The sequence below is a fragment of the Roseibium sp. genome (assembly GCF_965233565.1).
Classification (GTDB): domain Bacteria; phylum Pseudomonadota; class Alphaproteobacteria; order Rhizobiales; family Stappiaceae; genus Roseibium.
On record NZ_OZ247494.1, the window covers coordinates 404,356 to 429,035 of the forward strand.

A 24,680-nucleotide genomic window follows, 5' to 3' on the forward strand; every position below is an offset into this window, starting at 1 on the left:
TCATGTACAATGCGAACAAGCCCGATCCGGACCAATTGCCGAGCTCCGCGCAACTGCTCCGTTCAACTATCCTTGCCCTTATCGCGGCAATCGTCATCCTCGTGACGGTCGTTCTCCCGGCTGAATACAATATCGATCCAACTGGGATCGGTAAGGCTATCGGCCTTGCCGAAATGGGCGAAATCAAGCAGGAACTTGCAAGAGAAGCGGAGGAAGACCGGAAAAAACATGGAGACAAGTCGAGTCTACTAAACGGGCTTCTCGGTTTCTTTGTCGGTACAGCGCACGCCCAGGAGGCCTGGCGGGACGAAATCACCTTCACGCTTGCACCGGGCGAGTACACGGAAATCAAACTCGTGATGGTGGAAGGCAACAGCGCCGAGTACGAATGGTCTACCGATGGCGGCAGGATCAACTACGACCTTCATGCGCATGGTGGCGGAAAGTCCGTTGACTACAAGAAGGGCCGCGGTGAGACTTCGGGTGAAGGCAACTTCGAAGCGCCATTTGCCGGTGACCATGGCTGGTTCTGGCGCAATCGCGACAAGGTGGATGTCACAGTGACCTTGAAGACACGCGGTGATTACAGCGAACTGAAACAAGGTCAGTAAGATCGAAGCCGGGGCCATGGCAATTTCGCCTGCGGCCCCGGCGACTCAAGGGAATTTGACGTTCGTACTCAGGCAGATTGTTAAGAAAAAAGAGACGTGTATTTTTATCCGCTTCAGCTTAGGGAAGCGAACACCCGATATCGGGCCCGATGAGGTCAGGGTTTTATCATTATCCGCCGATCTTCTGCACTTCCACGGTCGTATGTGAAACGTGATCGATCTGGTCAAGCTTCGCCTTGTATTCGGCTGCCTCCTTGGGTGCCTTTGAAGCGATCGACACGATGACGGCGTAGTGCCCGGGCCCGATCTGCCAGATGTGCAAATCGGTGATTTTTTCCGAACCGGTTTCGATCGCTTGACGCACATGTGTCTCTACATGGCCATCCTCTGGAACCCGGTCCAGCAGGACGCCGCCCGTGTCCCGGATGAGTCCCCACGACCAGCGCGAGATCACGATTGCACCAACAATCCCCATGACCGGGTCCGCCCAATACCATCCATAGGTGCGGCCTAAAAGCAAAGCGGCAATCGCAAGAACGGACGTAAGTGCATCCGCCAGGACATGCAGGTAGGCGGCCCGCAAATTGTTGTCTTGCCCATGCCCATGTCCATGATCATGGTGGTGATGGTGATGGTGATGGTGATGGTGATCGTCCCGCAGCAGCCACGCGCTCGCCAGGTTGACGATCAGGCCGACGACGGCAACCATGATGGCTTGATTGAAACTGATCGGCACCGGCTCCACGAGCCGCAACAGACTTTCCCAGCCAATCAGAAGCGCTATGAGCACCAGTACGACCGCGCTCGCAAACCCGGCGAGATCGCCAACCTTGCCCGTTCCGAAGCTGTATTGCCGGTTCTGCGCATTCTTACTTGCATAGCGATACGCCAGCACGGCAATCAACATGGCTGCTGCGTGCGTGGACATGTGCCACCCGTCCGCGATCAGCGCCATGGAGCCGAACCAGTGGCCTGCCGTGATTTCCACGACCATCATGGTCGCGGTCGGGGCAATGACAAGCCAGACCTTTCGTTCATTCCGTGCCTGGTTCGCTCCCAGGAAGACGTGATCATGCCCCAGATCTGTTGCAACACCCTCGCCCATTGCTAACTCTTTCTGCATTGTCTCGCCGGTCACTTGAGGTAAGACTTCAGGATCTGGATCATTTCTTCCGCACCCTTTTCACGAGCCGCATCATCGGCAGCGTCAACAACATGGACGCGCAGGTGTTCCTCCAGGACTTCGTTGGTGAGGCCTGTCACGGCTCCGCGAATGGACGCGATCTGCCTGAGCACTTCGGCGCATTCCACCTCCGCCTCCAGCGCTCGTTCAACGCCTTCGACCTGGCCCTTGATCCGCCTGAGACGGGCAAGCAACTTCGTTCTGTTGCGATTAATATGAGACATAAGGCACTCCGTATATAGTATAGGGGACTATACTATTTGCGATCATGTTGGCAACTATGTTGGTGTAGAAACACGCACTGTACGACATGGGGCAGTCGCGCCTCAGACCTATTCGGCATGCAGCCAAGACATGCTTAAAAACGCCGAGGAATTCGGGGCTTAGTTTTTCAAAGCCCAGAGGCCACGATGCAACTATCGAAAGAGAATATTGGACTCGTTGGCAACGGCCCTCGGCATGCGGGCGCGCGTCAGGATTTGAGAAGACCGCGTGCTCAGGTCTTCGCCTTGCGCCCCAGATAGACCGATTGCACAAACTCCCGTCCGTCCTGCAACGGGTTGGCAAAGACAACCGGTTCGGCCCAGGCGTCGGCAAAGGCGGTCTTGAGCAGGTCGGTAATCGCGGCCTCAGGCGCCTCGTCCGACCAGAGGCCGACAACACCGCCCGGTTTCAGGAAACGCTGGATCTTCGTCAGGCCACTTGTGGTGTAGAACCCGGCCGAGCCACCATGCAACAACCGGTCCGGCGTGTGGTCGATGTCGATCAGAATGGCATCGAACTGGCGTTCTGGTTCCTGCGCATCGAAACCTTCCGTCGAACCGGCCAGCGCAAAAAAATCTCCCTGAACCAGCTGGCATCTCGGGTCGTCGGCGAGCGCGGTCTTCATCGGCACGAGACCTTCCCTGTGCCAGCGGATCACCGGTTCCAGAAGATCGACCACGGTCAGCGTTGCGACCGTCTGGTGGGCCAACACAGCCTCTGCCGTGTAACCAAGGCCCAATCCCCCGACCAGGATATCCAGTTTCCCGCCGTCAAGAGCGGCCAGTCCAAGATCGGCCAGTGCCACTTCCGAGGCGGTGAACAGGCTCGACATGAGATGTTCTTCGCCCAGCAGGATTTCATAGACATCGGTCCCGAGCGACAGAATATGCCGCCGGCGCAGAGACACCGCGCCAATCGGGGTCGGGGCGTAATCGAGTTCTTCAAACATTGCACTCATAAGCGCACCATGAGGGGTTTGGAGCATTTTGCCAACTAAATGGTCCAGCGCTCCACCGAAACGACTGGCCATGGCAGGCATGTGTCGCTCAGAATATGTCTCAACCTCGACAGACAGCTTCCGAACCTTCCTGCACTGCGCAAAACTATGCCGCCTCTCACACCAAACGACTTAAGCGCTCGACACGGCAAACGCCCGTAAACCGGATCCAAATCTTCCGCCGAAAGTCTCATATGGCTCAGGCGTTTATTTGTCGCTGCCAATTGCCTCCGGGCACAAGGCAGCGATACCCTGTCTGCAGACCCGATTGCAGATGAAACGGATCGAACCGGACCGAGATGACCCCAGACAGTCTTTATGTGTTTGCCCTTATCGGCGTCGCCGGTGTGCTGATGGCCAGCAACCGGGTCCGTTACGATCTGGTGGCCCTCATGGTTGTCGTGGCCCTGGTGCTTGGTAATATCCTGACGGTCGGCGAAGCGCTCTCCGGCTTCGGCAGTTCCGTCGTCATCCTGGTTGCCTGCCTTCTGGTCGTTGGCGAAATGCTGGAGCGCACCGGTGTTGCCCGTTTTGTCGGCGACCTGATCCTGAAAAAGGGCGGCAGCAACGAAACCCGCCTGTTGGTGCTGCTGATGGTCAGCTCCGGCATTCTCGGCAGTGTCATGAGTTCAACGGCGGTGGTCGCCATCTTCATTCCGATCGTTCTGAAGATTGCGGCCGATACAGGCCTCAACAAGTCGCGCCTGTTGCTGCCGATGTCCTACGCCGCCCTGATCAGCGGCATGCTGACCCTGATTGCAACAACGCCAAACCTCGTGGTCAGCGACGAGCTGGTGGCCCAGGGCTATCAGGCGCTCGGCTTTTTCTCCTTCTTCCCGATCGGGCTTCTGATCCTGGCCGTCACGATCGTCTACATGCTGTTCTGGGGTCAGGCCCTGCTCGGATCCCGTGCACCGCAAGCCCCAACGAAAAAACGTCGCCCTGCCCGCACGGCCGCCGACATGTGGCAGGCGTTCCAGCTGCAGGGTGAGGTCAACGACTTCTGGATCGGTGGCCCGGTATCCCTGGAAGAAATCCGCGACTTGAAAGCCAGAGGTGTGAAGTTCGTGGCGCGGCGCCGCCGCGACCGTAACCGCCAACGGGAGACGGTTCTGTTCAAGGATGGCATGGAGCTTCAGCGCGACGATCTTATCCTGGTCAATGGACCGCTCGAAATTCTTGACGACATGGCCTCCCGTCCCGATTTCACCCGCCGGTCGGCCACCGGCGTCCGCGCCGAAGACTGGCGCGATGCCCTCGGGCTTGCCGATGTCATGGTCCACCCGGAAGCCTCGGTGATCGGTAATGCGGGCAGCGACGCGCTCGGCCCGGACTATCAGGAACTGCAGACACTCGCCATTTTGCGCAGTGGTGCCCCCGTGGAAGACCTTGCGGATGTGCGCCTGCAGGCGAGCGACCGGCTGCTGGTGCTCGGGCCCTGGGACGAACTCGACGACCTCATCAGCCAGCAGGACGATTTTGTGCTCCTTTCCTATCCCAAGGAACGCGAGGACACGGTGCCGATGCTGTCGAAATTCTCCGTCGCCATTGCCATTCTTGTCGGCATGGTGGTGCTCAGCGCATTCAACATCGTTCCGGTGACCATTGCGGTGCTGTTGGCAGCCCTTGCCGCCGTCCTGTTCCGGACCATGCCCACGGAAACGGCTTACCGGTCCATCAGCCTGTCGACCCTGGTTCTGATTGCCGGCATGCTGCCTCTGGCCAATGCCCTGGAACAGACCGGCGGTTCGGCGCTGATCGTCGAGCAATTGCTCCATCTGGTCGGCGGAGCCAATCCGCGTGTCATGATGGGAGCCCTATTCCTCTTGACCGCCGCGCTCGGCCTGGTTCTGTCCAACACGGCCTCGGCCGTTCTCGTGGCGCCGATTGCCATCACGGCGGCCGAAGCCCTCGGTGTCTCGCCCTACCCGCTGGCCATCACCGTCCTGATCGCCGCTTCTGCAGCTTTTTCAACGCCGGTCTCAACGCCCGTTGTCACACTGGTGGTGACACCGGGCAATTATGTCTTCTCCGACTTCCTGAAACTAGGTGTCCCGCTGACGCTGCTGGTGGGGCTGACGACGGTTCTGGTGACGCCGCTGCTGTTTCCGTTTTGACGGGCTGCAGCACTGCGAGGAACGGCAGTTCGATGCTAAAGCGCGATCCGACCCCTGACTGAGAACACCCCAAGCACATCGCTGGTCGGGTCCGCCGCCGGATCAAGGATCACTTGCACATCCGGCGACAGGGCGAATTGCGGCGTCAGCTGCATCCGGTAGAAGGCTTCAAAGGCGTATTGATTGTCGAGCGCGGAATTCCACGGATCCCCCCAGCTCAAGCTGGCGCCGATGACATCGTCGTCATATCCAAAGACACCTTCGAACCCGGCCCCGATGCTGGCGAATTGTTTCAGCGTGGTGGCGCCGCCATTGGAATAGCCATAGCGGGCAAAGGGCACGATGGTGCCGAACCCTTTCTGGGCGGAGGCGGTAAAGCCCCAGCCTTCCGGACGGCCGATCTTCGCGCGGGCGTCGGAATGCCAGAGCGTTAGGTGATAATCATCATTGCCGGGACGAAAGTCCTTTCCCGGCTCCAGGCCCAAGACGAAGTCAGGCGCCCAGCCGACCTCGCCGATGGAAAAAAGCTCACCATCCTCGAACAGCGTGTCGAAGCCGGGCCGGATCGGCGATCCGTTGGCATCGAACACACCGGCTGCCAGATAACCGCCATTGGTCAGGCGGGCGCCGCCGCCCAGCCCGAGGGCGGATGGAGGGAACGGGATCGTGGGATTGAAGTTTTGCGGCTGACCAAGGAAGGCCACGCGCGGGCTTTTGTATTTGTAATAGTCGAACACGGTGAAGGGCGCGATCTTGCCGAACCGCAGCAGCACCCGGTCTCTTATCAGATGCTGCTCGTACCAGAGCTGCGACAGGGATGGATCCTGCTCACCATAGCCGATCGCACCCGACCAGATCGATCCGGCGACCGGAGCCGTCGATTGCGGCACTCTGGAGTTCAACACCTTGAACCGGCTTTCGAACTTGCCGCCGATCAGGCCTTTTGGGCCGGTGCCGTTTCGTCCGAACAGTTCCCAGGTAAAATCGAATTCCGCTTGAGCGCCCGAGCCGGTTTTCCACTGGTTGGCGCTCGAGGCGGCCTGGAGAACCTGCGTGTAAGCAATGGAAAACTTGAACCCGGCGGCATCTTCGAGGCTCTTCTTGAAAGCCCCCCACCGCTCCATGAAGGATTGTGAGACCGGCGGATCAAGCCGGCTTTCCTTAGGTGCGTTGGCGCGTTCAATGATGTTCGGGATGTCGTCGGCACTGCGAAAGCCGTTTTCGTCAAGACTGGCGTCACCGGCAAAAACGGTCCCGTTGCCAATCCTTGCAAGACTTCCGAACAGCAGAAGCAACACCGCAAGTGCGCACATGCGGCAATGACGACCTGAAACATGGCCAGGCGTCCTCATAGGCTCAATTGGCCGCAAAGACGCCGGCAAGCGTGACCTCTTCGCCACCATCGGCACTCCAGGCCAGGTCCTGTTCCAGCATCTCGCTGTAGCTCAACCCATCGCGCCAGACGCTTTTCAGAGCGTTGATGCTGGTGATGAGATCATAGCGCTCAATCGCGCGCAGGCCGGCCGCCGGAACGAATTCGACACCCGCTTCATGGGAAAAACGAAGAGCGGCGACTTCATCGGCAAGCAGGATTGTCAGGTCCTCCCCCGGGGCAAGCATGCCAGTGACCGTGGTCTGCATTTCCGCGCCAAGATCCAGGAGCCAGGCCCTGGACCATTGATGATAGGGCTGACCGGGTTTTGCATCATAGACCCTGGCCGTGATCAGGCCGTCTGCGCGGGCAGCCAGCTCTGCCTCGAATACCATCTTGGCTTCCGGCACTTTCTTGAACAGCATGGCCCAGAGCAAAGGATTACCGCAGGCCTGGGCAGGTAATGATCCGATCAGCAGAAAGAGTGACACGAACAGAATGCGCATGCTTATCCTCCCTTCCCAAAGTGAGCCTTCTCAGCGACTGACCGATCCGGCTCCTGTTGCCTATTCTTCGGTGCTGTCATGGGTGACCTCACCGCCCATCAGGGTATAGATCACGTCAACCTCGTGGATCCTGCTCGGAGCGATGTCGTAAAGGTTCTCAGACAACACGACGAGATCGGCCTTTTTGCCGACTTCCAGGCTGCCAACTTCGTGATCGCGTCCCATGCCGTAAGCGGCATTGATCGTGTTGGCCCGGATCGCTGTGTCAACGGAGACGCGCGCCTCTTCACCACCTAAAGGCGGGACATCATCGCGACCCGGCAATTGCCGCATGACGGCCGTCCGGATCGAGACCAGCGGACGCATTTCTGAAATGTAGCCAGCAGCGGGCCAATCACTGCCAAGAGAAACATTACCGCCCGCATCAGCGATCGCTTTCATGGGATACATGCTGTGCGCGCGGTCCTCGCCGAGGCGTGTAACACTGACGTTTTGCAGAACTGGATCAAAGCTCATCCATGCGCCGCTCGAATCCCAGGTTACCCCCAATTCCCCAAATCGAGAATGGTCATCCGGGTGCACTAGCGTGGCATGGCTGATCACATTGCGTCGCTCTCGCGGAGGATTTTCTGCGATTGCGAGCTCAACAGCATCAAGCACGCGGCGCACTGCCATATCCCCGAAACAGTGGCAAATGACATTGAACCCGGCAGCATCCGCCCGTTTGACCGCGTCGTTTAATATGTCGAACGGTATGATCGGGTCGGGATCGGCGTCAGGGTTGTCAGCGTAAGGAGAGGTATAAAGAGCACTGTAACCGTCGTCGTCACCATCCATATTGATCTTTAAACTCCGGGCCGTCACCAATTCGGTGTCGAATTGATCGTTGAGCGCCTGAAGCGCTGCAACTGGGTCGACGTCCGGATCGTTCCAGTAAAATGCCCCTTGCAACCGCAACGGCATTTTCCCGGCCTTTTCGAGATCAACAAATATCTTAAAGCCTTCTTCAGCCCCGAGTCCCTGGACACCATAGTCATGGACCGTCGTAATACCGGCCTCAGAGAATTTGGGCAGCCACTCGGCAACCCCCTCTGCTGCATAGTCGTAGTTCAGATCAATGAGCTTGGACAGGACCTGCAACTGCGCTGGCACTTCAACGATCCAGCCTTTCGGATTGCCATCTTCATCGCGATCGAAATACGAAAAACCAGGTACTGTTTCGGGTGTGTCCGCATCGATCCCTGCAACTTCCAATGCCATTGTATTGGCCCAGGCGGCGTGGCCGGTCACGGCCCACAGGTAGATTGGCCTGTCGGCATCGATTGCGTCGAGCATTGCTGCTGTTGGAAAGTCATCTCCCCAAATGTGGGTGCGAACTCCGTAGCCATGAATCAGGGGCAAGTCGGGATTGGCCTCTACATGGGCTCGAAGACGCTCCAGGAGCTCGTTCGGATCATCCGTCTGAAGATCGATGCCGCGCATGATCAGGGCACCAGCAGTCGGATGAATATGCCCCTCGACGAAGCCAGGCAAAACCATTTTGCCCTCAAGATCAATCACCTCCGTGCCCAGACCGATCACGTCACCAAGTCCGGCCGCATCACCGACATAGACGATCTCGTCGCCTTCAATTGCAATGGCCTCGGCGACCGTTCCGTTTTCATCCATCGTGTGGATCTGGCCGTTGATCAGGGCCAGGTCGGTCGAAGGATTGGCACGGGGGTTTTGAGCAAAGGCTGCTGTCGACACTCCCAACAACAGTACACTTGTGAGCGCAACCAATTTTCCAACACGCATGCCCTGCCCTCCCAGACCGACTTCGAACCGCGCAACGTTACTAAATAACGTTGCGTCCATAGACACTTAAGGACTGAGAAGGTTCCACATAAACGTGTCGCTGTCAGCGCGTAAATTTAACTAAGTCAATCGTCGCTCTTTCCAGAACGCAGGCCAGGACCGGTTACTGCGCGGCTTTTTTCTGCGTGTCGTAGGCGTGGATCCGCGAAAAGACGACGTAGTAGATATAGATGTTCTTGACGTATTTGACCGGCTCGGCCCCCGCCGCCTTCAGCACCTGCCACTCGACTTCCCCGAACCAGCTGTTCGGGTCCTTTGCCAGCTTGCGCACACGGGCGACCCGGTTCGGACCAGCGTTGTAGGAGGCCAGCACGAACAGAATACGATTGAGTTCGGAAATCGCGGGATCGTCGAAATAGGTGTCCGCGACATAGCGGTTGTATTTGGCCCCTGCCTCGATGTTGCCCTCCAGCTGCCGGTAATTCCTGATGCCGACACTTTTGTCGGTTGCCGTTGACGGCAGGAGCTGCATGATGCCGACCGCGCCAACGCGGCTCTTGGCGTTGTTGTCGAATCGCGATTCCTGAAACGCCTGCGCCGCCAGCAGCATCGGGTCGATTTCGTATTTGGTGCCGATCTTTTCGAACAGCGTGACCAGCTCGTCCAGCCTGGCCTGGTAGGCGTCCGCCTTGGCGTTGACGATCCTGGTAGCGTCCCTGGAATAGCGATTGGCCAGAATATTGCCGAGCGTGGTGCCGATGCGTGTCTCGGCCACAAAGGCATTGAGTGTTTTGGCAAGCTCAGGGCTGTCCTTCCGGAACGCCCAGGCAAGCTGCCCGTCTTCCCGCAAGGCAACGTCGCGCTGAATGTTCAGATCCTTGAAAACCGGCAGCCAGAGATCTGCCTTGTATTCATCAACGACTGTTGCCGGAATGACCCCGGCGGCAACCATTTCCAGCAGGTCCTCGTCTTCGAATATCTCGTTGGCAGGCAGAATGCTGACCGGCGTCAGCCCTTGTTCTTCAAGGCGCGCATTCAGCGCTGTCAAACTCTCGAAATAGCTGGACGACGCCCGCGCCTGGATCTCAAGTCCTGCAAGGTCCTTCTCTGTGGCGAGACTGTCGGTTTGCGGGCCGGTCACAACGACTTCGCGAACGTTGCCGCGTATGGGCATGCTGAAGTCGACCAGGCTTGCGCGCTGTTCGGTTATCGTGAGGTCAGCCGCCGCAATGTCTCCAATTCCCTCAATCAGTCCGCTCAGCAAGGCATCGCGCCGCGTCGGCAGCAACACCACGCGAACCTTGTCCGCTTCCTTGGTGACACCCTTGTTGAGATGGTTTTCGAACAGCCGCAGATACTCTGCAGCCAGCCCTTTCTCCTGCCCCTTTTCAAGATAGTAGTCCGTGACCGAATACGGGATCAGAACGCGCACGATCTTATCGCGCTTCATCTCATCGTAATCGCCCAAAAAGGGTTCGATGACGGCGCGCTCCAAAGAGCTCGCGTTTTCCTGCGCAGCAAGGGGCAGACAGGACGTTAAAACGGCACACAGGACAATCAGGAACCGCTTCATCTTCAGGTGTTCTCCCTTTCCCTCGTGACGGCGAAACCGGCGGTCCGATCCTCGATCATTTTGGTTTTGTATTCTTGGGCAAGCGGCAGGGTTTTGCGTCCTCATCGATGGCGCGCGAGCCTGTGAAGATGTGACCGATCAGGTTGAGCGGTGTTGCCAGCACTTCTCCGACAGCACGGCCAGGCCCTGCGTCATGGACAGTCAGTTTCGGAGCCTTCAATGTTCCACCAAGGTCAAAGGGCGATACGATTTCGACAAGCTGCTTGCGCTTGGCGCGGGGCACGAAGGAAAGGTTGAGCGCCCCCGACCTGAAATTGACACTGCCTGCCCCGACCACCTGCACATTCGGCGTTTCCACGATCAGGGACTTGCCGGAGGCGGACCCGTTCCTGAAGTGTAGCGGCAGCACTGCGCAGACAAGTTTTGTGGTTCCATCCGCATTTCCGGTGACCAGCCAGGTGAAGACGCTGAGACCTGCAAGATCGAGCATTCTGTTGGGCAAGGTTCCGCCCCAGAGCGATGCCGTCAGGTTGCCGGAGAGCGACTTCAAGAACGCCGTCTCCGACGACGCTGTGCCGGTGACATCGAAACTTGCGTAGACCGTGCTGGAAATCGGTGATGACAGACCGAGTTCGGCCATCAGGCTCTTCAGCGGAAACTTTTCCATGCGGCCATGGGCCGTGGCAATCTCCGGCGAACTGCCCAGATCAACGCCAAAGTCACCCCGAACAGTCCCGCCCAGGAAGGTCATCCTGAGCTTGTTTACCTTCAGATTGTCCTGCTCATAAGTCACATGGCCGGTGAGGTTTCCGGCCTTCTTGCGCCCCGCAACGATTTCCTTGACCGCAACCTCAAGGTCCGCCGTCAGTACCGATTGCAGCTCGTCTCGCAGCTCTAATGTGGTGTCGTCCGGTCCTAGGACCTCTCGCGTGAACTCGACAACCTTTGCAACATCGGTCAGGTCCATTTTGGCAGACGAAATGCCGCCGCCAAGCGCCAGCGAACGGGTGCCCGGCGGCGCCGAAAGGGTCAACGCGGCCTCGATCTCCGTCGCGCCGGATGTCAAGGCACCGTCAAGTCTGGCTCCCTCGGCCGTAACGGCAACACTTCCGAGGAAGGCCATGGTTGGGAACGAGCCATGCGGGGCACCAAGAGCCTCAAGGACATCCGCCGGATTTGGCATGGTCAGGTCCGTTGAAAACCGAAGTTCGTCGATGACGCGAAATTCCGGAATGGCAAGCTGAAAGCCGAGCGTCAGAAGATCGCTCGCCTCGACGGCCCCCGTCAGCTCCTCCAGGCCGAAGGTCCCGGAGGCGTTGTTGAGCGCAACATTGCCGGCGACAAAGCCCAGTTCAGGCACTGAGGCAGCCGGGCGCCCGAGAAGCAGTGCGGTTGGAAACCGGTAGCTGCCTTTCAGGTCGAGGCCAGAAAAGGCAATCAGGTCGCTCATCTGACCGCGCAGCGTCATATAGGGTGCGTCCAGCGGACCGTCCCGGATCACGAGGTCTTCCAGGCCCACGGTATTGTCCGGGTGTTTCACGACACGGCCGACCGAAATCGGCCCGATCTCGTCAAAATCAAGCAGGACCGCATCCGTCCGGATCAGCACATCATCCACCGTCAACGCGTTCAACGGCCCACTGACGCTGCCCTCAAGGGCCTCGATATTGACGGCAAAACGATTGTCCGATGTCACGACGGGGGGAGACAGGGCGGAATTGAAATGCAAATCGACTTCAGGGGTCGTCAGACTTCGGCTGACCGCCCCGGTGATCTTCACCCGGTCCCTGATTTCGTTTTCAAAATCCATCTCGATCCCGGAAAGGCTGAGCTGATCAAGGGGACCAGCAAAATCAGCAGTCAAGGTGCCATGACCGGCAAGGTCGCTTTCAAGGCCAAGTGAAGCCAGGAGGGTCTTGATCGATGCGGAACTGGACGCAAGTTCTCCGTCCAAACCTGCTATTTCCGATGACGTGTCCACAGCCCCCGAGATCCTGCTTTCCAGGCCTGGTATCGTCAGGGTCAGGTCGAAAGGGCCGCGATAGGCCTCTTGTGCGATTTTTGAACTGGGAAAACTGCCTGACACCTGAAAGGGCGTTCCGTTGTAACTGGCATCCAGAACCAGATCGACCTGTTTGCTTTCAGGATCTCCGACTGACCGGAGCGTGTTGATCACCAGGGTCTCGTTCCATCCATCTTCATCATCCACAAGGCTGACGGTGACATCACTCAGGTCAAAATTGTCCAGGACGGCGCTGTTGATGATCTGGGAGGGCAACCTGGCATAGGAAGGTGTCCCGGCAGAATCCGCGCGCATTGCCCCTGCCCGAATGACAAGATCCGCGCCACTCATTTCGTAGTTGGATATGCTGGAGAAGTTTCCGGTCAAAAGGCGGTAGCCCGCATCGAAACGGACCTTTTCGAACACCCGGGCCTTGCCGCCCTCTGATCCGGACGATCGCTCCACATAGGCGTCTTCGATCTGAACCTTGATCTGGTGTCCAAGTGTTATTTCGACCGGACCACGAACCTCGACCTGCCGTGACAGGACCGTTCCGACGGCCTGTGCCGCAAGAGATTGTCTGAGCGACAGAAAAGCACCTGAATAAAGGACAGCATAAAGAAACGAACCACCTGTCAGGCCAGCGACCGCACACACCAGCAGTGCAATCCGGAGCCTGTTCCAGATACGGCGCGGTTTCTGCGCTGGTGATCGGGGCATGGATCGATCCCTTTGCCTGTGGGAGCTGACAGGATCATAACCTCAGGCCGGCACGATCCACCAAGGCAAAGTCTCAGACAATATGCCGAACGAGTTGAATAGCGGCAGTCAGCTACAGTCGATAGACGTCTATTTCCTGGCTTCGACCGCGCAGCTTGATCTGACCGACATGTCCCAGGACAGACAACACGTCCTTGTTTTCCCGTTCGTTTTCGGCTGCCGCTGCCGCAATCAGCGCCGAGCTTGCAAGCAGGCGGCATCCCACCTTCCGCGTCGCACCTTCCAGTCGGCTTGCCACGTTCACCGTATCGCCCAGAACCGAGAATTCCAGCCGGGTCTTGCTGCCGACATTGCCGACGACAACCGGTCCATAATGCGCACCGATTGCAAGATCCAGATCTCTGGCCTGCTCCGGGGCGTCACTCTCTTTCCAGCGCTCGAAAGCTTTTACCATCTCGGTGATCGCAGCCAGCGCGTTGGAGGCATCCCGGCCGGACGGCTCCGGTGTACCGAAGGTCGCCATGAGGCCATCGCCGATAAACTTGTCCAGTGTGCCATTGTGACGGAAGACGATATCGGCCAGAAGCCCGTGAACGTCGCGCAGCAGCTCGATGGTCTCCCCTGGAGAGTGCTTCTCCGACCAGGTCGTGAAAGCTACCAGATCGGCAAAGACAACTGCGGCGTTCTGTTCGCTCGGCCGGGAGAACGGATCGGTCCTTTCTGCCAGCATCTGTGCCGTTTTTCTCGGGAAATATCGCGCAAGATTTTCTCGTTCGCGCGCCAGTGTTGCCTGGCGCTGTGCGATCCTTCTCGATCGCCGCACAGCCAGCGCCAGAAGACAGGCGACAATCAGGAGAACGGCAATTTCCTGGGCCCGTTCGCCCAGATCGATGAAGGTCGGCTCGGACACCAATGCCATGGCGGTGTCGAATGTATATTCGCCGCTGTGCTGATAGATCGTGTCCGGCAGGTTGAACAGCCAGCCGACGCCAACAGCCCAGCAGATCGCGCCGGAGAGACCGCCCCACAGGACAAGTTTGGGCTGGTAGACATAGGCAAGCCCAGCCAGCAACACGAAGAAATAGATGAAGGAGCCGTAGCGCAACGAGAACTGCGGAGCATAGTCGAATGGCACAAGCGGGTTCGGATAGACCAGGGTGAAGCTGAGCAATGCAAAATCGGCAAAGACAAACAGGTACTGATGCCAGGGACGGCCCCACTCGGATCTGGCCACATGCCAGGCCGTCCAGCCCAGTCCCACGAAAGTCAGCAGAAGCAGATAGGTGAAAAGAGGTGCCGGCCAGGGCGAAAGAACCGTCACGAGCAAGGCAATGAAGGCCAGCGCGATCGTGCGTCCGATCATGGCGGTTTTCTGAGCCGCGAGTTCTTCCGACCTCAGCGAATGCAGGTTGTCCACCAGATCGGTTTCTGCTTTGTCGCCCGCCACTTGCGCATCCCGCCTCTGCCCCGTTGGCGCGCACTATAGGCCAAACGATGTGGGATTGTCGTGCCACCTTGGTATGACGATCCCCGCAAAGGCTTTGACCCGCGGCTGAACGGGGCTTAAACGGTCAGACGTTTCCTGTTCGGCCTTGCCCGATTGGCCTTCCTTCTGGAGAGAGCGACACATTCATGATTTTTGCTCTCACCATCGCCCTCAGCTATGTGCTTACAAATATCGACGGCCTGTTTGCCTTTTTTGCCATCGCGGTCTCGGGCAGACACCGGCAGGCAATTGCCGGTTTTCTGGCCGCACAGGCCATCGTCACCGGGGGGGCCTATGCAACAGGCGCCGGGGTCACCTTCTTCAGCCCCCACCTCATCGGTTATCTCGGCGTGGTGCCGCTCGGCCTCGGCCTTTGGGAGTTGCGAAAAAACTATCGCGCTCAGGAAGCCAATGTCGTTTTAACCGGCGAAGGTCACTCGGTCTTGAGCAGCATGACGCTGTTTCTGGCGCTGAGCACCGACACATTTGTGCTGATGGCGGCGTTTATTGCAGATTCCAGTCCCGGCTATGACCGGTTCATTCTTGTCGGGGCATCGCTCGCGGTCGCCAGCCTGTTGCTGGCAGGCACTCTGTTGGCGGCAAGTCTCAAGGATAACAGGACCGTTCAGCGCTTCTTCGAGAGACTGTCCCCTTTCGTGATGATCGCGGCCGGCATCTACATTCTGCTGGACACGGCAACGGATCAGCTCTGAGCAGTCACTAAACCCGCTGATCAAGCAAAGTTCGGAGATCCGGCTTGGACCGGTGGCGGCGGTCCATCGGGATCTCGTCCACGACACTGATCTCGAAACGGCCGATCGATCCGGCGCGACTTTGCCAGTCGGGCAAATGGCTTGCATCTCCGCAGAGGAACAGGACCGGCTCACCGGCATCATCGACCGCAAAGGCGGCCCCGGTGACGCCGGGCCAAAGCCGCGCGGCGGTTTCAACGGAAAAGGCAAAAAGACCGTCCTTTGCGGCGCCGTGCCGGCCAAGCAGCCAGAGACGGCCGTCTTCATCCAGCCGGCCGGCATCGCCGGTTCGGTGCCAGATGGTGTCGCCGTCGGCAACCTTGGTGTCCCGTTCCTGTGAAGGGTCGAGATAGCCGCGGTTGACATGCGGCCCGGCCACCTGGATCTCGTCGTCGACAAAGCGCAGCCGCACCTCGGGCACCGGCGCGCCGACCGGCAGTCCCTTGCCGGCAGCTGCAGCGTCCCAGTCGGCGTCCGTCAGCTCCTCCAGATGGGCATGAGAAATCGGTTCTGCCTCCGTGGAGCCATAGACATTGGTCAGGCCAATGCCCCTGTGGGCCGCCAGAAAGGCGCGTGCCACATCCGGATAGAGCGGCCCGCCACCGGTCATCACACGGCTTACGCTAGTTGGCAGGGTGCTGCCGACCAGCCGCGAGACGACCACTGGCGGAACGAGCAGACGCGTTGCCCCGGTTGTCTCGACGAGCTGCACCAGCGTCTCCGGCAGCATCCGGTCATGCCTGCGCAGGTTCCAGTTCGGCATGACCGCCGTTGATCCATGGCCGATGCAGGTCAGGACGAAGGCGGGAAAGGCAACAATATCGATTTCCGGCCCGTGATCCGAACCGATCAGCGAGGCCAATGCCAGATGCTGCGCACGCATCAGACCATGCGTACGTTCGATGGCTTTCGGTTTTCCGGTACTGCCGCTGGTGAAGGAGATCAGTGCCGGATCGTCGGGCTTGAGAGGAAGACACAGGCCCTCATCCCCGTGGCCGGTCGCGCCTGCCGAAAGGCGGGTCGAAATGGACCGGGTTTCGGGAAAGAGCCAGGCCAGACACCCGACCGGCCAGGACGCCAGCAGCGCCTTCGGCCGCGTGACCTTTGCCGCATGCCGAAATCCGGCGAGGCCCATGGCCGGTTCCGGAAAGACGGCAACGGCTCCAAGCCGCCAGAGCGCGGCAAGTCCCGCATAGAGCCCGATCCCGGGAAATGTTCCGATCAGCACCCGGTCGCCCTTGCCGATGCCCTTGGCGGCAAAGGCGTCCGCGAGATCCGCGGACCGTTTGGCCAGCTCCGCGTAGCTGATCGACCTGCCTTTCCTGTCGATGATCGCCGTCTGCTGCGGGCGGCGCTCTGCCTCTGACAGGAAATTCTCGATCAGGTTCAAAGCACGCGCCCCATCAGGGCATAACGCCGAAACACCTTGCCACCGAATTTCCGGCTCTGGGCTTCGGAGGCAATACCGGACCGCATTAGCGCATGCACCACTTCCCGGTAGCCGATTTCCCCTGCAAGGTCATGGACCCTGTCGGCCATCACCCGTCCGGCACCCGGCAGGGAGCCAACATATGTCTTCAGCACAATCGCCCCCTTGCGCATGGGATCCGGGAAGGCCAGGGTCAGGCCGCGCACCACGCCGCCCTCATCAAACGCCTGCAGGATAAAACGCGGGTCGGCATGCGCCAGCAGCGCTGCATAGCGCTCCACGAAGAGAGCTTCGGGCACGGGCGTGAAAAAGGGCGTCTTTTGAAACCCCTCCATGACCATCGCGTATGCTCTCCCGAGGAGTGCCTCTCCGTCCTGACCGTCCCAGCTGCTCACTGTCAGACCGGGAACCGCTCCTGCAAAGCCGCGCGATCCGGGGGCCGCGCTTGCCGAGACATGCAGTTCCGCAACATCGAACCCGGCCTGTTCATAGGCTGCCAGATCATGCGGGCCGGCATCCGGCTCCATCAGAAATCCGGGACTGTCATCGGACCAGACCTGCAGACGGTACTTGCCCCAGGTGGAGCCATCCATCGGTCCGACCACCGCCTCGTATCCATCGGCCTTCAAGGCGGCGCAGGTCTCGGCGAGAAAAGCGGCGCCGCTGGCCAAATCCTCAAAGGCGCCACATCCAATCGCAGCTGTCCGGCGCCCGTTCCAGGAAGGCACGTCGCGATACACAGTCGGCAGTTTCATTGCAGCACCTCGTATAGGTAGACAGGAACAAGCAGGACCAGGGCAGTAACGGCGAGCCGCAGGCCCGGATTGCGTGTGCTCCAGTGTTTTGGCCGCAGAACTTCTGTCAGCACTGTTACCGAGGTCACAAAAACCACGAAACCGATCAAGGGAGCTGCCGGCACCCAGCCCATATACTGGATCATGCCAGGAAGCAGCAGCCAGTAGACGAGACAGACAGCTGCTGCGGCAGCAATCCCGCCCACGATCCGGTAGTTCGTTTCACGCAGCGCGTAGCCTGTATAGCCCGCGCCGATGGCGGCAAAGGACGCGGCATAAAAGGCAATCGCGTTCACACCCAGGACATTGCCGGTAATCAGCCAGGCTACACCGGTGAGAACGAGTGTGGCCACGAAGTCCAGGATCATTTCGGTGTCGTCACCGGAGGGTCTCGCGAGCAGTGCCGCAAAAAATGCCAGAACGGGCATCACCGCGTTGATCGGCTGCACGACGATCACGGTCAGGAACAGGGCGACTGCGGCGGACCGGGCCGCATGCGGCGTCATGCCAAAGCGCGGTGCCGCGACTTCGGCGGCCAGCAAAAACAACAGCCAGCCGACGGTCACCGCCGCCAGGATCAACGGCGGCGAATTCGCCCAGGTGAACAACAGCACGTAGATGCCAACCGGCACAAACAGATTGTCGAGCCCCCGCCAGCTGGCCGCTTCCACATAGGTGGCAAAGGCGCCCACCAGCGTTGCCAGCAACAGCACATTCTGCCGGGGGATTTCCGTTTCCAGGAGGAGAATGATCACGCAGGTGATCCAGGTGACCACGAAGAAAGTCGCGCTGCCTTCCACGCTCTTGATCCGGTCGTCTCCACCGAAGCGAAGCTTGCCATATTCGGTTCCGATCAAGGCGGCTGCGGCGTCGGACAACGTCAGAACCGCGATGGGAAGCGTGTAGAGCGCCGGATTGCCGGGCGTCAGGACAAACAGCAGGGAAACTGCAAGCAGAAACAGGAAGTCCCCCCAGGAACGGCGCTGCACCGAATGAAGCGATGCCCCGATGCCGTCCGAGGCAATGCCGGGTATGCGCAACACCAGCAGAGCTGCCGCTGCCAGGACCGCAAATATCAGAAACCCGTCTCGGGTAAGCAGCAGCGGCAGCGTCATGGCATGTATACCGACGCCCACATGCACGGCCTTTCGCTGGCTCTCCGCACTTAGCAAGAACCGGTCAGCGATCCTGCGAATGGCCCACGCCAGGGCGAATAGCGCAATAACCGATGCAACGGCGATGACGGACTGGGCAATCAACCAGACGCCTCCTCAATCACCAGGTCGGCGTAGAAGAAGGCCTTGTCCAGCCGCTTCATGCGGTCCTCGAGCTCAGCCAAACGCTGCACGCGGCCTTTAAATTCCGCGGGCGCGGAACGCGGCACCATCATGTTCCAGTAAACCAGGCGGGCCCCCGGTGACGCACGGTCCAGCAAACGGCCATAGACCCTCGCCGTTTCGTCGAGGGACATATATTCGAAGATGTCAGAGAGGTTGAACCCGTCAAACCGCCCCTCGCCGGCCTGATCCACGGGCCCCTGAACCAGCGTCAGGCGGTCCAGCCGTTCGGCAATGACAGCGTGATTTTCCGCGCGCCAGGCCGTCGGCAGCGCCGTGTCATTGGAGCCGGTCAGGATCGAGCGCATGTAAGGGTTCTGGCTCGGGTCCTGGTCGACGGCCGCAAACCGCACCTTGCGCCGGACATGCGCCCCGGCACTGCCGTCAACATGATCGAAAAAGGCCGGATCCCGCCCGAGCCAGCCCATGACCGTCCTTGAAAAGAACAGGCTGGTCGCAAGCCGCCAGCGGCGGTTGTTCCAACGCTCCTCAAAGAAACGAACTCGGTCCTCATGGGCTCGTTTCCCGAACACGCTCTCGATTGTCGACCTGGAATGGATCAAGGGCAGAATGTATCGGCGGAACAGGCGGAAGTAGTTTTCGAACTTGCCGACATTGCCGGCTCCGAAGTCAACAACCGCCTGCCTCTGCGCCTGCCAGAAGGACACCGTCTCCGGATCACAGCCCTTCAGCACCTGGTCGAGCAATTCACCTCTGTTTTCCGCCGGCCGTGCACCAAAAAGATCCAGAAAGGCCTCATGCGACAGACATCGGTAAGCTGCGATCCTCAGATGCAGGCAGGCCAGTTGCGCAGGCGAAAGATCAGCCGCAACCACCTCGCTCGGGTCGAGCAGCAGAAGTGCGATTGCGTTGTCACCGGCGGCGCAGATCGACAGGAACCGCTGTCCGGGCTCGTTTCGGAAAGCGCCGATGAGCACATCGGCGTCCTCCCAGGCCCGGGCATATCGGATGGCCTCAAAACTGGCACGCTGATCGATCGGTTCGTTCATGAGATTTTCTTCACCCAGCCGTTGGACCCATCCACTTCAATCCTGTCTCCGGTCCGGATCCAGGCGCAGGCGTCATTGACGGCAACCACACAGGGGATGCCGAGTTCGCGGGAAACGATCGCCGAATGGGACAGCACACTGCCCCGCTCACCAACGACAGCCGCCGCATTGGCGAAGTGGGAAATCCAGCCCGGGTCCGTGTGCCGGGCGACCAGGATTTCACCAGCCTGGACCTGTTCTTCCGCCGGATCGTGGATGACACGGGCAATGCCGGTCACAACACCGCCGCCGCAGGCGGTTCCATTGCGCTGTGTTTCATCATCTCCCGCACCGGCAATACGAACGCTGGCCTGCCGACTTGCCCTGTCGGTGACCGAACCACGCACCAGGATCCGTTCGGGTGGATCTGGCAGTCGGGCGACGTCTTCCTGTTCCTTGCGTCGCAAAGCGATCAGGCCGCTGATGTCGCCGCCTGAGGCTGATCCTTCGGCAATGCCGAGTAGCTCTTCAAGGCTCAACAGAAAGACCTCATCCTGGGTTTCGAGCTGACCTGTTGCAGTCAGCGTGGCGCCCATGGCCCGGAAAACCCGGCGCGCGTAACCGAAAATGCGCGTTCGTTCAAACCTCAGGTTCTCACGGTCGCGCACTCTTGCCTTGGCATATCCAAGGGCAAGCCTTGCGGCGAACCTTTTGACAGGCTTGCCGCCGAACAACTTTTTGAGCCTGTCGTCAGGCGGTGTACGGACCGGTTCGGCAACGTCCCGGCGCGCTGCGGCGGCGACCGCCCGAAACAGCGCTTCCGGCGCTTCGTCCAGTGTCGGCTGTTCGAGTTTCAGTTCGCCGATCCGCCGGTCACCGAAGCGGTTCAGATAGTGCTGGAGAAGCGGGGCGAGCCCCGGTACCGCAAAAACCTCGCCTGTCTCTTCCCTCTGCAGAACCTCCACCGCACCGGGTGACTGGCGCACCAGTTCTCCCATTTCGCGGATAAGGCGTGCGGGTTCGGCCGAGATAATGTCGCCCTGGCCGATCATGACATCATTGTGCAGCGCCAGCCCTGCCTGGCCTGCCCAGGTCTCCAGCAGCTTGCGCGAGCCGCCAAAGGCCATCATGCAGAGAAAATCGTTGACGATGGGCGCATCCCAGTCATCCAGCAGGGCCAGTTCAACCCGGCGGTATTCGGTGGCCAGTTCGGAAAGGGATTTAGCGGAGAGCCGGTGCCAGTCTTCTCTTGGCGGAATGGTCTCCTCGACACGCTCCATGAAACCCGCATGGGTTTTCTTCAGGCGCACTGCCGCCCAGGCGAGACGCGCAACCATGACAAACCCGGAGAGAAAGCTCTTGGTCGGTTCCGCACCGGCCATGGCTTCATCGGGCAAGGGCTCCGAAACCCCCATCATGGTTTCCATGTGCTGGCGGTTGCTGGAAAAAAACGGCAGCAAGGAAAGCAGCCGGTACCAGTTGCCCAGATTGTAGTATAGGCGCCCGTCGATCCGGGCGAGCATATTGGCAAGATCGGACGAATGCGCCCGGTTGACGTCCGGCGGTGTGCCGATCAGGTTCAGGAATGTGCGATAGACCCTGGCATAGGCGGTGACCGCGAAGCTGTAGGTCAACGGCGAGACGATACCCGGATAGCTTTCAACGATGTTGGAATTGTCAAACACCAGCAGCCTGGTTTCAGCCGGAGCCGCCGGCAGCAGCTGCGTCGTGATCGGCCGTGCCTGAAGCAGATACGGAGCACCGTCCTCTTGCCCCAGCGCCCACTCGATGTCCTGAGGGGCGCCCTTCTTGCCGGTGACCTCCACACAGAGGCGGGCCACGGCTCGTGCCTCGTCCAGGTTCAGCGCCGCCTCACCGGCCGGTGTTTCGAGCAGTTCCAGCTTTGGCAGTGAAAACCGCCAGGTTTCGCCGTCAACTTCACCTGAGACCAGCGCATCTCCCAAGCCGGCCGTCGCCGACACAAGCACCTGGTCACGCCGGCCGGAAACCGGGTCAGCGGCAAAGGCAACGCCGGCGGCCCTTGCGTTGACCATCGCCTGCACGATTACCGAAGGCATGTCCACCTCGGTCAGTCCCCGGGCGGACCGGTAAGCATCTACGCTCGAACTGAGACCGGATGCAAAGACCTTTTCGGCGGCCGCGCCAACATCCTGCGATGCGACCTCCAGAAGGCTCAGAAATTGTCCGGCATGTGAATCGGCAGCGCCATCTTCCGCACGGCCCGAAGACCGGACGGCATAGAGATCGCCAGGCAGCTCGCCACACGCCGCTTCGATGCGTTCTCGCGCGGTTTCCGTCAACCCACCGTTTTCAAACGCCTCGGGCGACAGCACAAAGAACGGCGGGACCTTGAAGCCCTGCACTGCAAGTTCCGCCAGAACGAAGGCCTTGCCGCCGACAGTCTGCTGGGAGGCGTCTTGCGCCTGTTGCCATGTGACGAGAGCTGTCAAACCGATACTCCAAGGGTCGGCGTGAAGGCCGCTGCGAGATAGCAGGCAAGCACCCAGACGCCGGACAGTGTTTCCAGCCGCTTCTGGCGCTTTCGATCCGGATGACGGGCAAAGGCGATGATGACGTAGATGGTCGGCAGCAGCACGGCCAGTCCGCACAGCGCGGTCTCCACCGGACGCGCCAGATAGATCCCGCAAATCACAAGGGCTGCAAAGGCTGCCAGAACGGCCAAGCCGAGTGCCAGAAGAGACGATTTGATACCCCAGGACGAACTGTAGGTCTCCACGCCTTCACGTTCCTGCTCCGGTGCCCAGATCTTGCGGCCGAATTCGACAACGCAGCCATTGGCAAAGCTCATCAGAAGGAAGGTCCAGAGCCCTGGCGGCATGGTTCCGTAAGGCACCCATTCGGCACCGGTCAGAACCAGGTCGATCAACGGCATGATCGCCATATGCGACACGAGATAAAGCGCCGGAGACGCATGCAGGACCTTCGGTGCAAAAAACTCAAAACTCATCAGGGCCAGCCAGCCCCAGGCCAGGATCACCAGCAGCAGCAACAGGGGTGACACCCAATAGGCACCGAGCACTGCCGGCAGAACCGCAACACCGGCAATCCAGAGGATCAGTCCGAGCGACACCAGCCCGCGCGGGATCGGCCGCTCGGGGCGATAACGCCGGTCGGTTTCCGCGTCCTTGACCTCATCCAGGGCCCGCATCTGGAAGAAGAACACCATCACGATCAGGAAGGCGATGAGGTAAGCACTCAGGTGCGGCAGGGATCGGTCCGCGAGCCGCGCCGACGCCGTCACCGATGCAGCGGAAAAGGCGGCCAGCAGTGGAACTGTCTGGATCAGCGGGAACCGCTCGGCCTGGTACGTCCATAACCGGGCGAGGACCGGCGCATCGGCTTCGGTTTTGGCGCTCATGCCTTTGTTTCCCGCGCAAGGCGCTTGTGGGCACTGCCGAATTGCCCGCCGGCAACCGCCGCAGTCAGGGACAGTTCACCGCATAGACAAAGGGCAGCGGCAACTTCTGCAAGCGCGGGTGCCTTGCCGGAGCCCTTCAGTCCAAGCACATCAAGCCCGGCAGATTGAGACGGCAGACTGGTGCCACCGCCCACGGTGCCGAGGATCAGGTTCGGCAGGGTCACGGTGACCAGCAGCCCCGTCTCGCTCTGTTCCATGCGGGTGAAGCCAACAGCGGATTCGGCAACACAGGCCACATCCTGCCCGGTCGCCAGGTAGAGCGCGGCAAGTCCGTTGGCGAAATGGGCCTGCGCACCGACCTGCCCGGTCATCAACGCGCCTAGATTGGCAATCCGGCCATATTCGAGAATGTCTTCGACCGATGCTCCAAGGACGCTTTCGACGACATCGTCCGGCATATCGACCTGCGCGGTGATCCGCCGCCCGCGCCCAAGCATCGTGCCGAGAAAACTGGCCTTCTTGTCGCCGGAGAAATTGGCTTCCAAAAACCAGGACCTGGGCTGAACGGGCGAGGCCTTGAGCGCATGGGCGCAAAGCGCCTCCGTAGCGAAGGTCACCATGTTCTGACCGGCCGCATCTCCGGTTTCATACCGGCACATCAAAAATACGATCTCGCCATCGATAACCGGATCAATTCCCAGAAGGCGGCCATGACGCGTCGTGGCCTCGGCTGCGGCAATCAGATCGGCAGATGCTGTCACCACCCAATCGACAAACAGCCCCGCTTCGGCAATGGAGGCAAACCGGAATGCCGGTGTGCGGAGCACGCCCTCCCCGAGCGTTGCCACGCTGACCCCACCGGACTTGCCGACGGCCCTGGCGCCGCGTGCATAGGAAGCAACAAGGGCGGCTTCGGTGGTGGCAAGCGGCACGAAAAAGTCACCATGGGCAAACACCCCATTGATCCGCAACGGTCCGACGACCCCGACCGGCACCTTCACGGTGCCGATCATGTTTTCAATGTTTCCGGTATAGGTCTCCGCTTCTGCGACGGTCCGGTCATCGGCCAGCTGGCCCTGCGCCGTTTGTGGAACACCGGCCTTGAGCATGCGTTTCCAGACCCTGGCGATCGCGGCAGCAGACGGTTTCGGCAGGGTCATCAGGGATGCTGGCGCCCCTTCGCGCGGTGACAGGCGCGCCGCGATTTCCGCCGGATCGGCAGAGGCCTTGAGTTTCTTGAGATAACGGAGGGTCTTGGGGGGAATGGGCATGATCTGGAACTTGTTAAACGAAAGACTGTTGTGAACGCCTGACGGGCATTTGAGAATAATCTCACATCAGCCTACAGCGC

General features: G+C 59.9%; 19 protein-coding genes. 3 read left to right on the plus strand and 16 right to left on the minus strand.

All coding sequences use genetic code 11. The features are described 5' to 3' along the window. Positions 1-2 precede the first annotated feature (2 nt). On the plus strand, positions 3-611 hold the full coding sequence (locus ACO6TG_RS01805; RefSeq protein ID WP_422376604.1) for a transmembrane anchor protein: 609 nt from the start codon (positions 3-5) through the stop codon (positions 609-611). Between the two features lie 169 nt (positions 612-780). Here the strand turns inward: ACO6TG_RS01805 and dmeF are convergent, their stop codons facing one another. The 3 genes from dmeF to ACO6TG_RS01820 all read right to left on the minus strand — a co-directional run bounded on the left by dmeF (position 781) and on the right by ACO6TG_RS01820 (position 3,016). Continuing rightward, positions 781-1,716 (minus strand): CDF family Co(II)/Ni(II) efflux transporter DmeF, encoded by a 936-nt coding sequence (dmeF, locus tag ACO6TG_RS01810; protein ID WP_422376605.1) that lies wholly within the window; start codon positions 1,714-1,716, stop codon positions 781-783. Between the two features lie 29 nt (positions 1,717-1,745). Then, complete coding sequence (locus ACO6TG_RS01815) at positions 1,746-2,018, minus strand: metal/formaldehyde-sensitive transcriptional repressor (protein WP_422376606.1); 273 nt, start codon at positions 2,016-2,018, stop codon at positions 1,746-1,748. A gap of 272 nt (positions 2,019-2,290) precedes the next feature. Next, the gene (locus tag ACO6TG_RS01820; RefSeq protein WP_422376607.1) at positions 2,291-3,016 is read right to left on the minus strand and encodes a spermidine synthase; all 726 of its coding nucleotides are present in this window, start codon (positions 3,014-3,016) and stop codon (positions 2,291-2,293) included. 338 nt (positions 3,017-3,354) lie between these two features. Between ACO6TG_RS01820 and ACO6TG_RS01825 the strand changes: the two genes are divergently transcribed. Beyond that, the gene (locus tag ACO6TG_RS01825) at positions 3,355-5,172 is read left to right on the plus strand and encodes an SLC13 family permease (RefSeq protein ID WP_422376608.1); all 1,818 of its coding nucleotides are present in this window, start codon (positions 3,355-3,357) and stop codon (positions 5,170-5,172) included. 35 nt (positions 5,173-5,207) lie between these two features. On the opposite strand, the gene ACO6TG_RS01830 is transcribed toward ACO6TG_RS01825, so the two are convergent. The 6 genes from ACO6TG_RS01830 to ACO6TG_RS01855 form a co-directional block, all read right to left on the minus strand. Further along, positions 5,208-6,485, minus strand: a complete 1,278-nt coding sequence (locus tag ACO6TG_RS01830) for a carbohydrate porin (protein ID WP_422376609.1) — start codon at positions 6,483-6,485, stop codon at positions 5,208-5,210. Between the two features lie 43 nt (positions 6,486-6,528). Continuing rightward, positions 6,529-7,050, minus strand: coding sequence for a hypothetical protein (locus ACO6TG_RS01835; protein WP_422376610.1), 522 nt, complete (start codon positions 7,048-7,050; stop codon positions 6,529-6,531). A 60-nt stretch (positions 7,051-7,110) separates the two neighbouring features. Further along, a complete protein-coding gene (locus ACO6TG_RS01840) occupies positions 7,111-8,847 on the minus strand; it encodes an amidohydrolase (protein WP_422376611.1) in 1,737 nt (578 codons plus the stop codon). 163 nt (positions 8,848-9,010) lie between these two features. After that, the gene (locus ACO6TG_RS01845) at positions 9,011-10,420 is read right to left on the minus strand and encodes a transglycosylase SLT domain-containing protein (RefSeq protein ID WP_422376612.1); all 1,410 of its coding nucleotides are present in this window, start codon (positions 10,418-10,420) and stop codon (positions 9,011-9,013) included. 55 nt (positions 10,421-10,475) lie between these two features. Beyond that, positions 10,476-13,142 carry an AsmA-like C-terminal region-containing protein gene (locus ACO6TG_RS01850; RefSeq protein WP_422376613.1) on the minus strand — a complete coding sequence of 889 codons (2,667 nt, stop codon included), beginning with the start codon at positions 13,140-13,142 and terminating at the stop codon, positions 10,476-10,478. A gap of 112 nt (positions 13,143-13,254) precedes the next feature. Beyond that, positions 13,255-14,589, minus strand: coding sequence for an adenylate/guanylate cyclase domain-containing protein (locus ACO6TG_RS01855; RefSeq protein WP_422376614.1), 1,335 nt, complete (start codon positions 14,587-14,589; stop codon positions 13,255-13,257). Between the two features lie 185 nt (positions 14,590-14,774). Between ACO6TG_RS01855 and ACO6TG_RS01860 the strand changes: the two genes are divergently transcribed. Further along, entirely contained in the window at positions 14,775-15,341 is a 567-nt protein-coding gene (locus ACO6TG_RS01860) for a hypothetical protein (protein ID WP_422376615.1), read from the plus strand. A 7-nt stretch (positions 15,342-15,348) separates the two neighbouring features. On the opposite strand, the gene ACO6TG_RS01865 is transcribed toward ACO6TG_RS01860, so the two are convergent. The 7 genes from ACO6TG_RS01865 to ACO6TG_RS01895 are packed head-to-tail and all read right to left on the minus strand — an operon-like array spanning position 15,349 to position 24,600. Further along, the gene (locus ACO6TG_RS01865; protein WP_422376616.1) at positions 15,349-16,770 is read right to left on the minus strand and encodes an AMP-binding protein; all 1,422 of its coding nucleotides are present in this window, start codon (positions 16,768-16,770) and stop codon (positions 15,349-15,351) included. Next, positions 16,767-17,564, minus strand: a complete 798-nt coding sequence (locus ACO6TG_RS01870; RefSeq protein WP_422376617.1) for a hypothetical protein — start codon at positions 17,562-17,564, stop codon at positions 16,767-16,769. Before ACO6TG_RS01870 ends, ACO6TG_RS01865 begins: the two co-directional genes overlap by 4 nt. After that, positions 17,561-18,862: a diacylglycerol/polyprenol kinase family protein gene (locus ACO6TG_RS01875; protein WP_422376618.1), complete on the minus strand. Its 1,302-nt coding sequence runs from the start codon at positions 18,860-18,862 to the stop codon at positions 17,561-17,563. The genes ACO6TG_RS01870 and ACO6TG_RS01875 overlap by 4 nt, the downstream gene beginning before the upstream one ends. After that, the gene (locus ACO6TG_RS01880) at positions 18,859-19,950 is read right to left on the minus strand and encodes a DUF3419 family protein (protein WP_422376619.1); all 1,092 of its coding nucleotides are present in this window, start codon (positions 19,948-19,950) and stop codon (positions 18,859-18,861) included. The genes ACO6TG_RS01875 and ACO6TG_RS01880 overlap by 4 nt, the downstream gene beginning before the upstream one ends. Continuing rightward, positions 19,947-22,400, minus strand: coding sequence for a PEP/pyruvate-binding domain-containing protein (locus tag ACO6TG_RS01885; protein ID WP_422376620.1), 2,454 nt, complete (start codon positions 22,398-22,400; stop codon positions 19,947-19,949). The genes ACO6TG_RS01880 and ACO6TG_RS01885 overlap by 4 nt, the downstream gene beginning before the upstream one ends. Next, positions 22,397-23,329 carry a UbiA family prenyltransferase gene (locus tag ACO6TG_RS01890; protein ID WP_422376621.1) on the minus strand — a complete coding sequence of 311 codons (933 nt, stop codon included), beginning with the start codon at positions 23,327-23,329 and terminating at the stop codon, positions 22,397-22,399. The genes ACO6TG_RS01885 and ACO6TG_RS01890 overlap by 4 nt, the downstream gene beginning before the upstream one ends. Continuing rightward, a complete protein-coding gene (locus tag ACO6TG_RS01895; protein ID WP_422376622.1) occupies positions 23,326-24,600 on the minus strand; it encodes a 3-hydroxy-3-methylglutaryl-CoA reductase in 1,275 nt (424 codons plus the stop codon). The genes ACO6TG_RS01890 and ACO6TG_RS01895 overlap by 4 nt, the downstream gene beginning before the upstream one ends. Positions 24,601-24,680: the final 80 nt, after the last annotated feature.

Excerpts from the sequence above, each read along its gene's own strand:
- ACO6TG_RS01805 (WP_422376604.1), top strand. The coding sequence starts at position 3 with ATGTACAATGCGAACAAGCCCGATCCGGACCAATTGCCGAGCTCCGCG.
- dmeF (WP_422376605.1), bottom strand. The coding sequence starts at position 1,716 with ATGGGCGAGGGTGTTGCAACAGATCTGGGGCATGATCACGTCTTCCTG.
- ACO6TG_RS01815 (WP_422376606.1), bottom strand. The coding sequence starts at position 2,018 with ATGTCTCATATTAATCGCAACAGAACGAAGTTGCTTGCCCGTCTCAGG.
- ACO6TG_RS01820 (WP_422376607.1), bottom strand. The coding sequence starts at position 3,016 with ATGAGTGCAATGTTTGAAGAACTCGATTACGCCCCGACCCCGATTGGC.
- ACO6TG_RS01825 (WP_422376608.1), top strand. The coding sequence starts at position 3,355 with ATGACCCCAGACAGTCTTTATGTGTTTGCCCTTATCGGCGTCGCCGGT.
- ACO6TG_RS01830 (WP_422376609.1), bottom strand. The coding sequence starts at position 6,485 with ATGTGCGCACTTGCGGTGTTGCTTCTGCTGTTCGGAAGTCTTGCAAGG.
- ACO6TG_RS01835 (WP_422376610.1), bottom strand. The coding sequence starts at position 7,050 with ATGCGCATTCTGTTCGTGTCACTCTTTCTGCTGATCGGATCATTACCT.
- ACO6TG_RS01840 (WP_422376611.1), bottom strand. The coding sequence starts at position 8,847 with ATGCGTGTTGGAAAATTGGTTGCGCTCACAAGTGTACTGTTGTTGGGA.
- ACO6TG_RS01845 (WP_422376612.1), bottom strand. The coding sequence starts at position 10,420 with ATGAAGCGGTTCCTGATTGTCCTGTGTGCCGTTTTAACGTCCTGTCTG.
- ACO6TG_RS01850 (WP_422376613.1), bottom strand. The coding sequence starts at position 13,142 with ATGCCCCGATCACCAGCGCAGAAACCGCGCCGTATCTGGAACAGGCTC.
- ACO6TG_RS01860 (WP_422376615.1), top strand. The coding sequence starts at position 14,775 with ATGATTTTTGCTCTCACCATCGCCCTCAGCTATGTGCTTACAAATATC.
- ACO6TG_RS01870 (WP_422376617.1), bottom strand. The coding sequence starts at position 17,564 with ATGAAACTGCCGACTGTGTATCGCGACGTGCCTTCCTGGAACGGGCGC.
- ACO6TG_RS01880 (WP_422376619.1), bottom strand. The coding sequence starts at position 19,950 with ATGAACGAACCGATCGATCAGCGTGCCAGTTTTGAGGCCATCCGATAT.
- ACO6TG_RS01890 (WP_422376621.1), bottom strand. The coding sequence starts at position 23,329 with ATGAGCGCCAAAACCGAAGCCGATGCGCCGGTCCTCGCCCGGTTATGG.
- ACO6TG_RS01895 (WP_422376622.1), bottom strand. The coding sequence starts at position 24,600 with ATGCCCATTCCCCCCAAGACCCTCCGTTATCTCAAGAAACTCAAGGCC.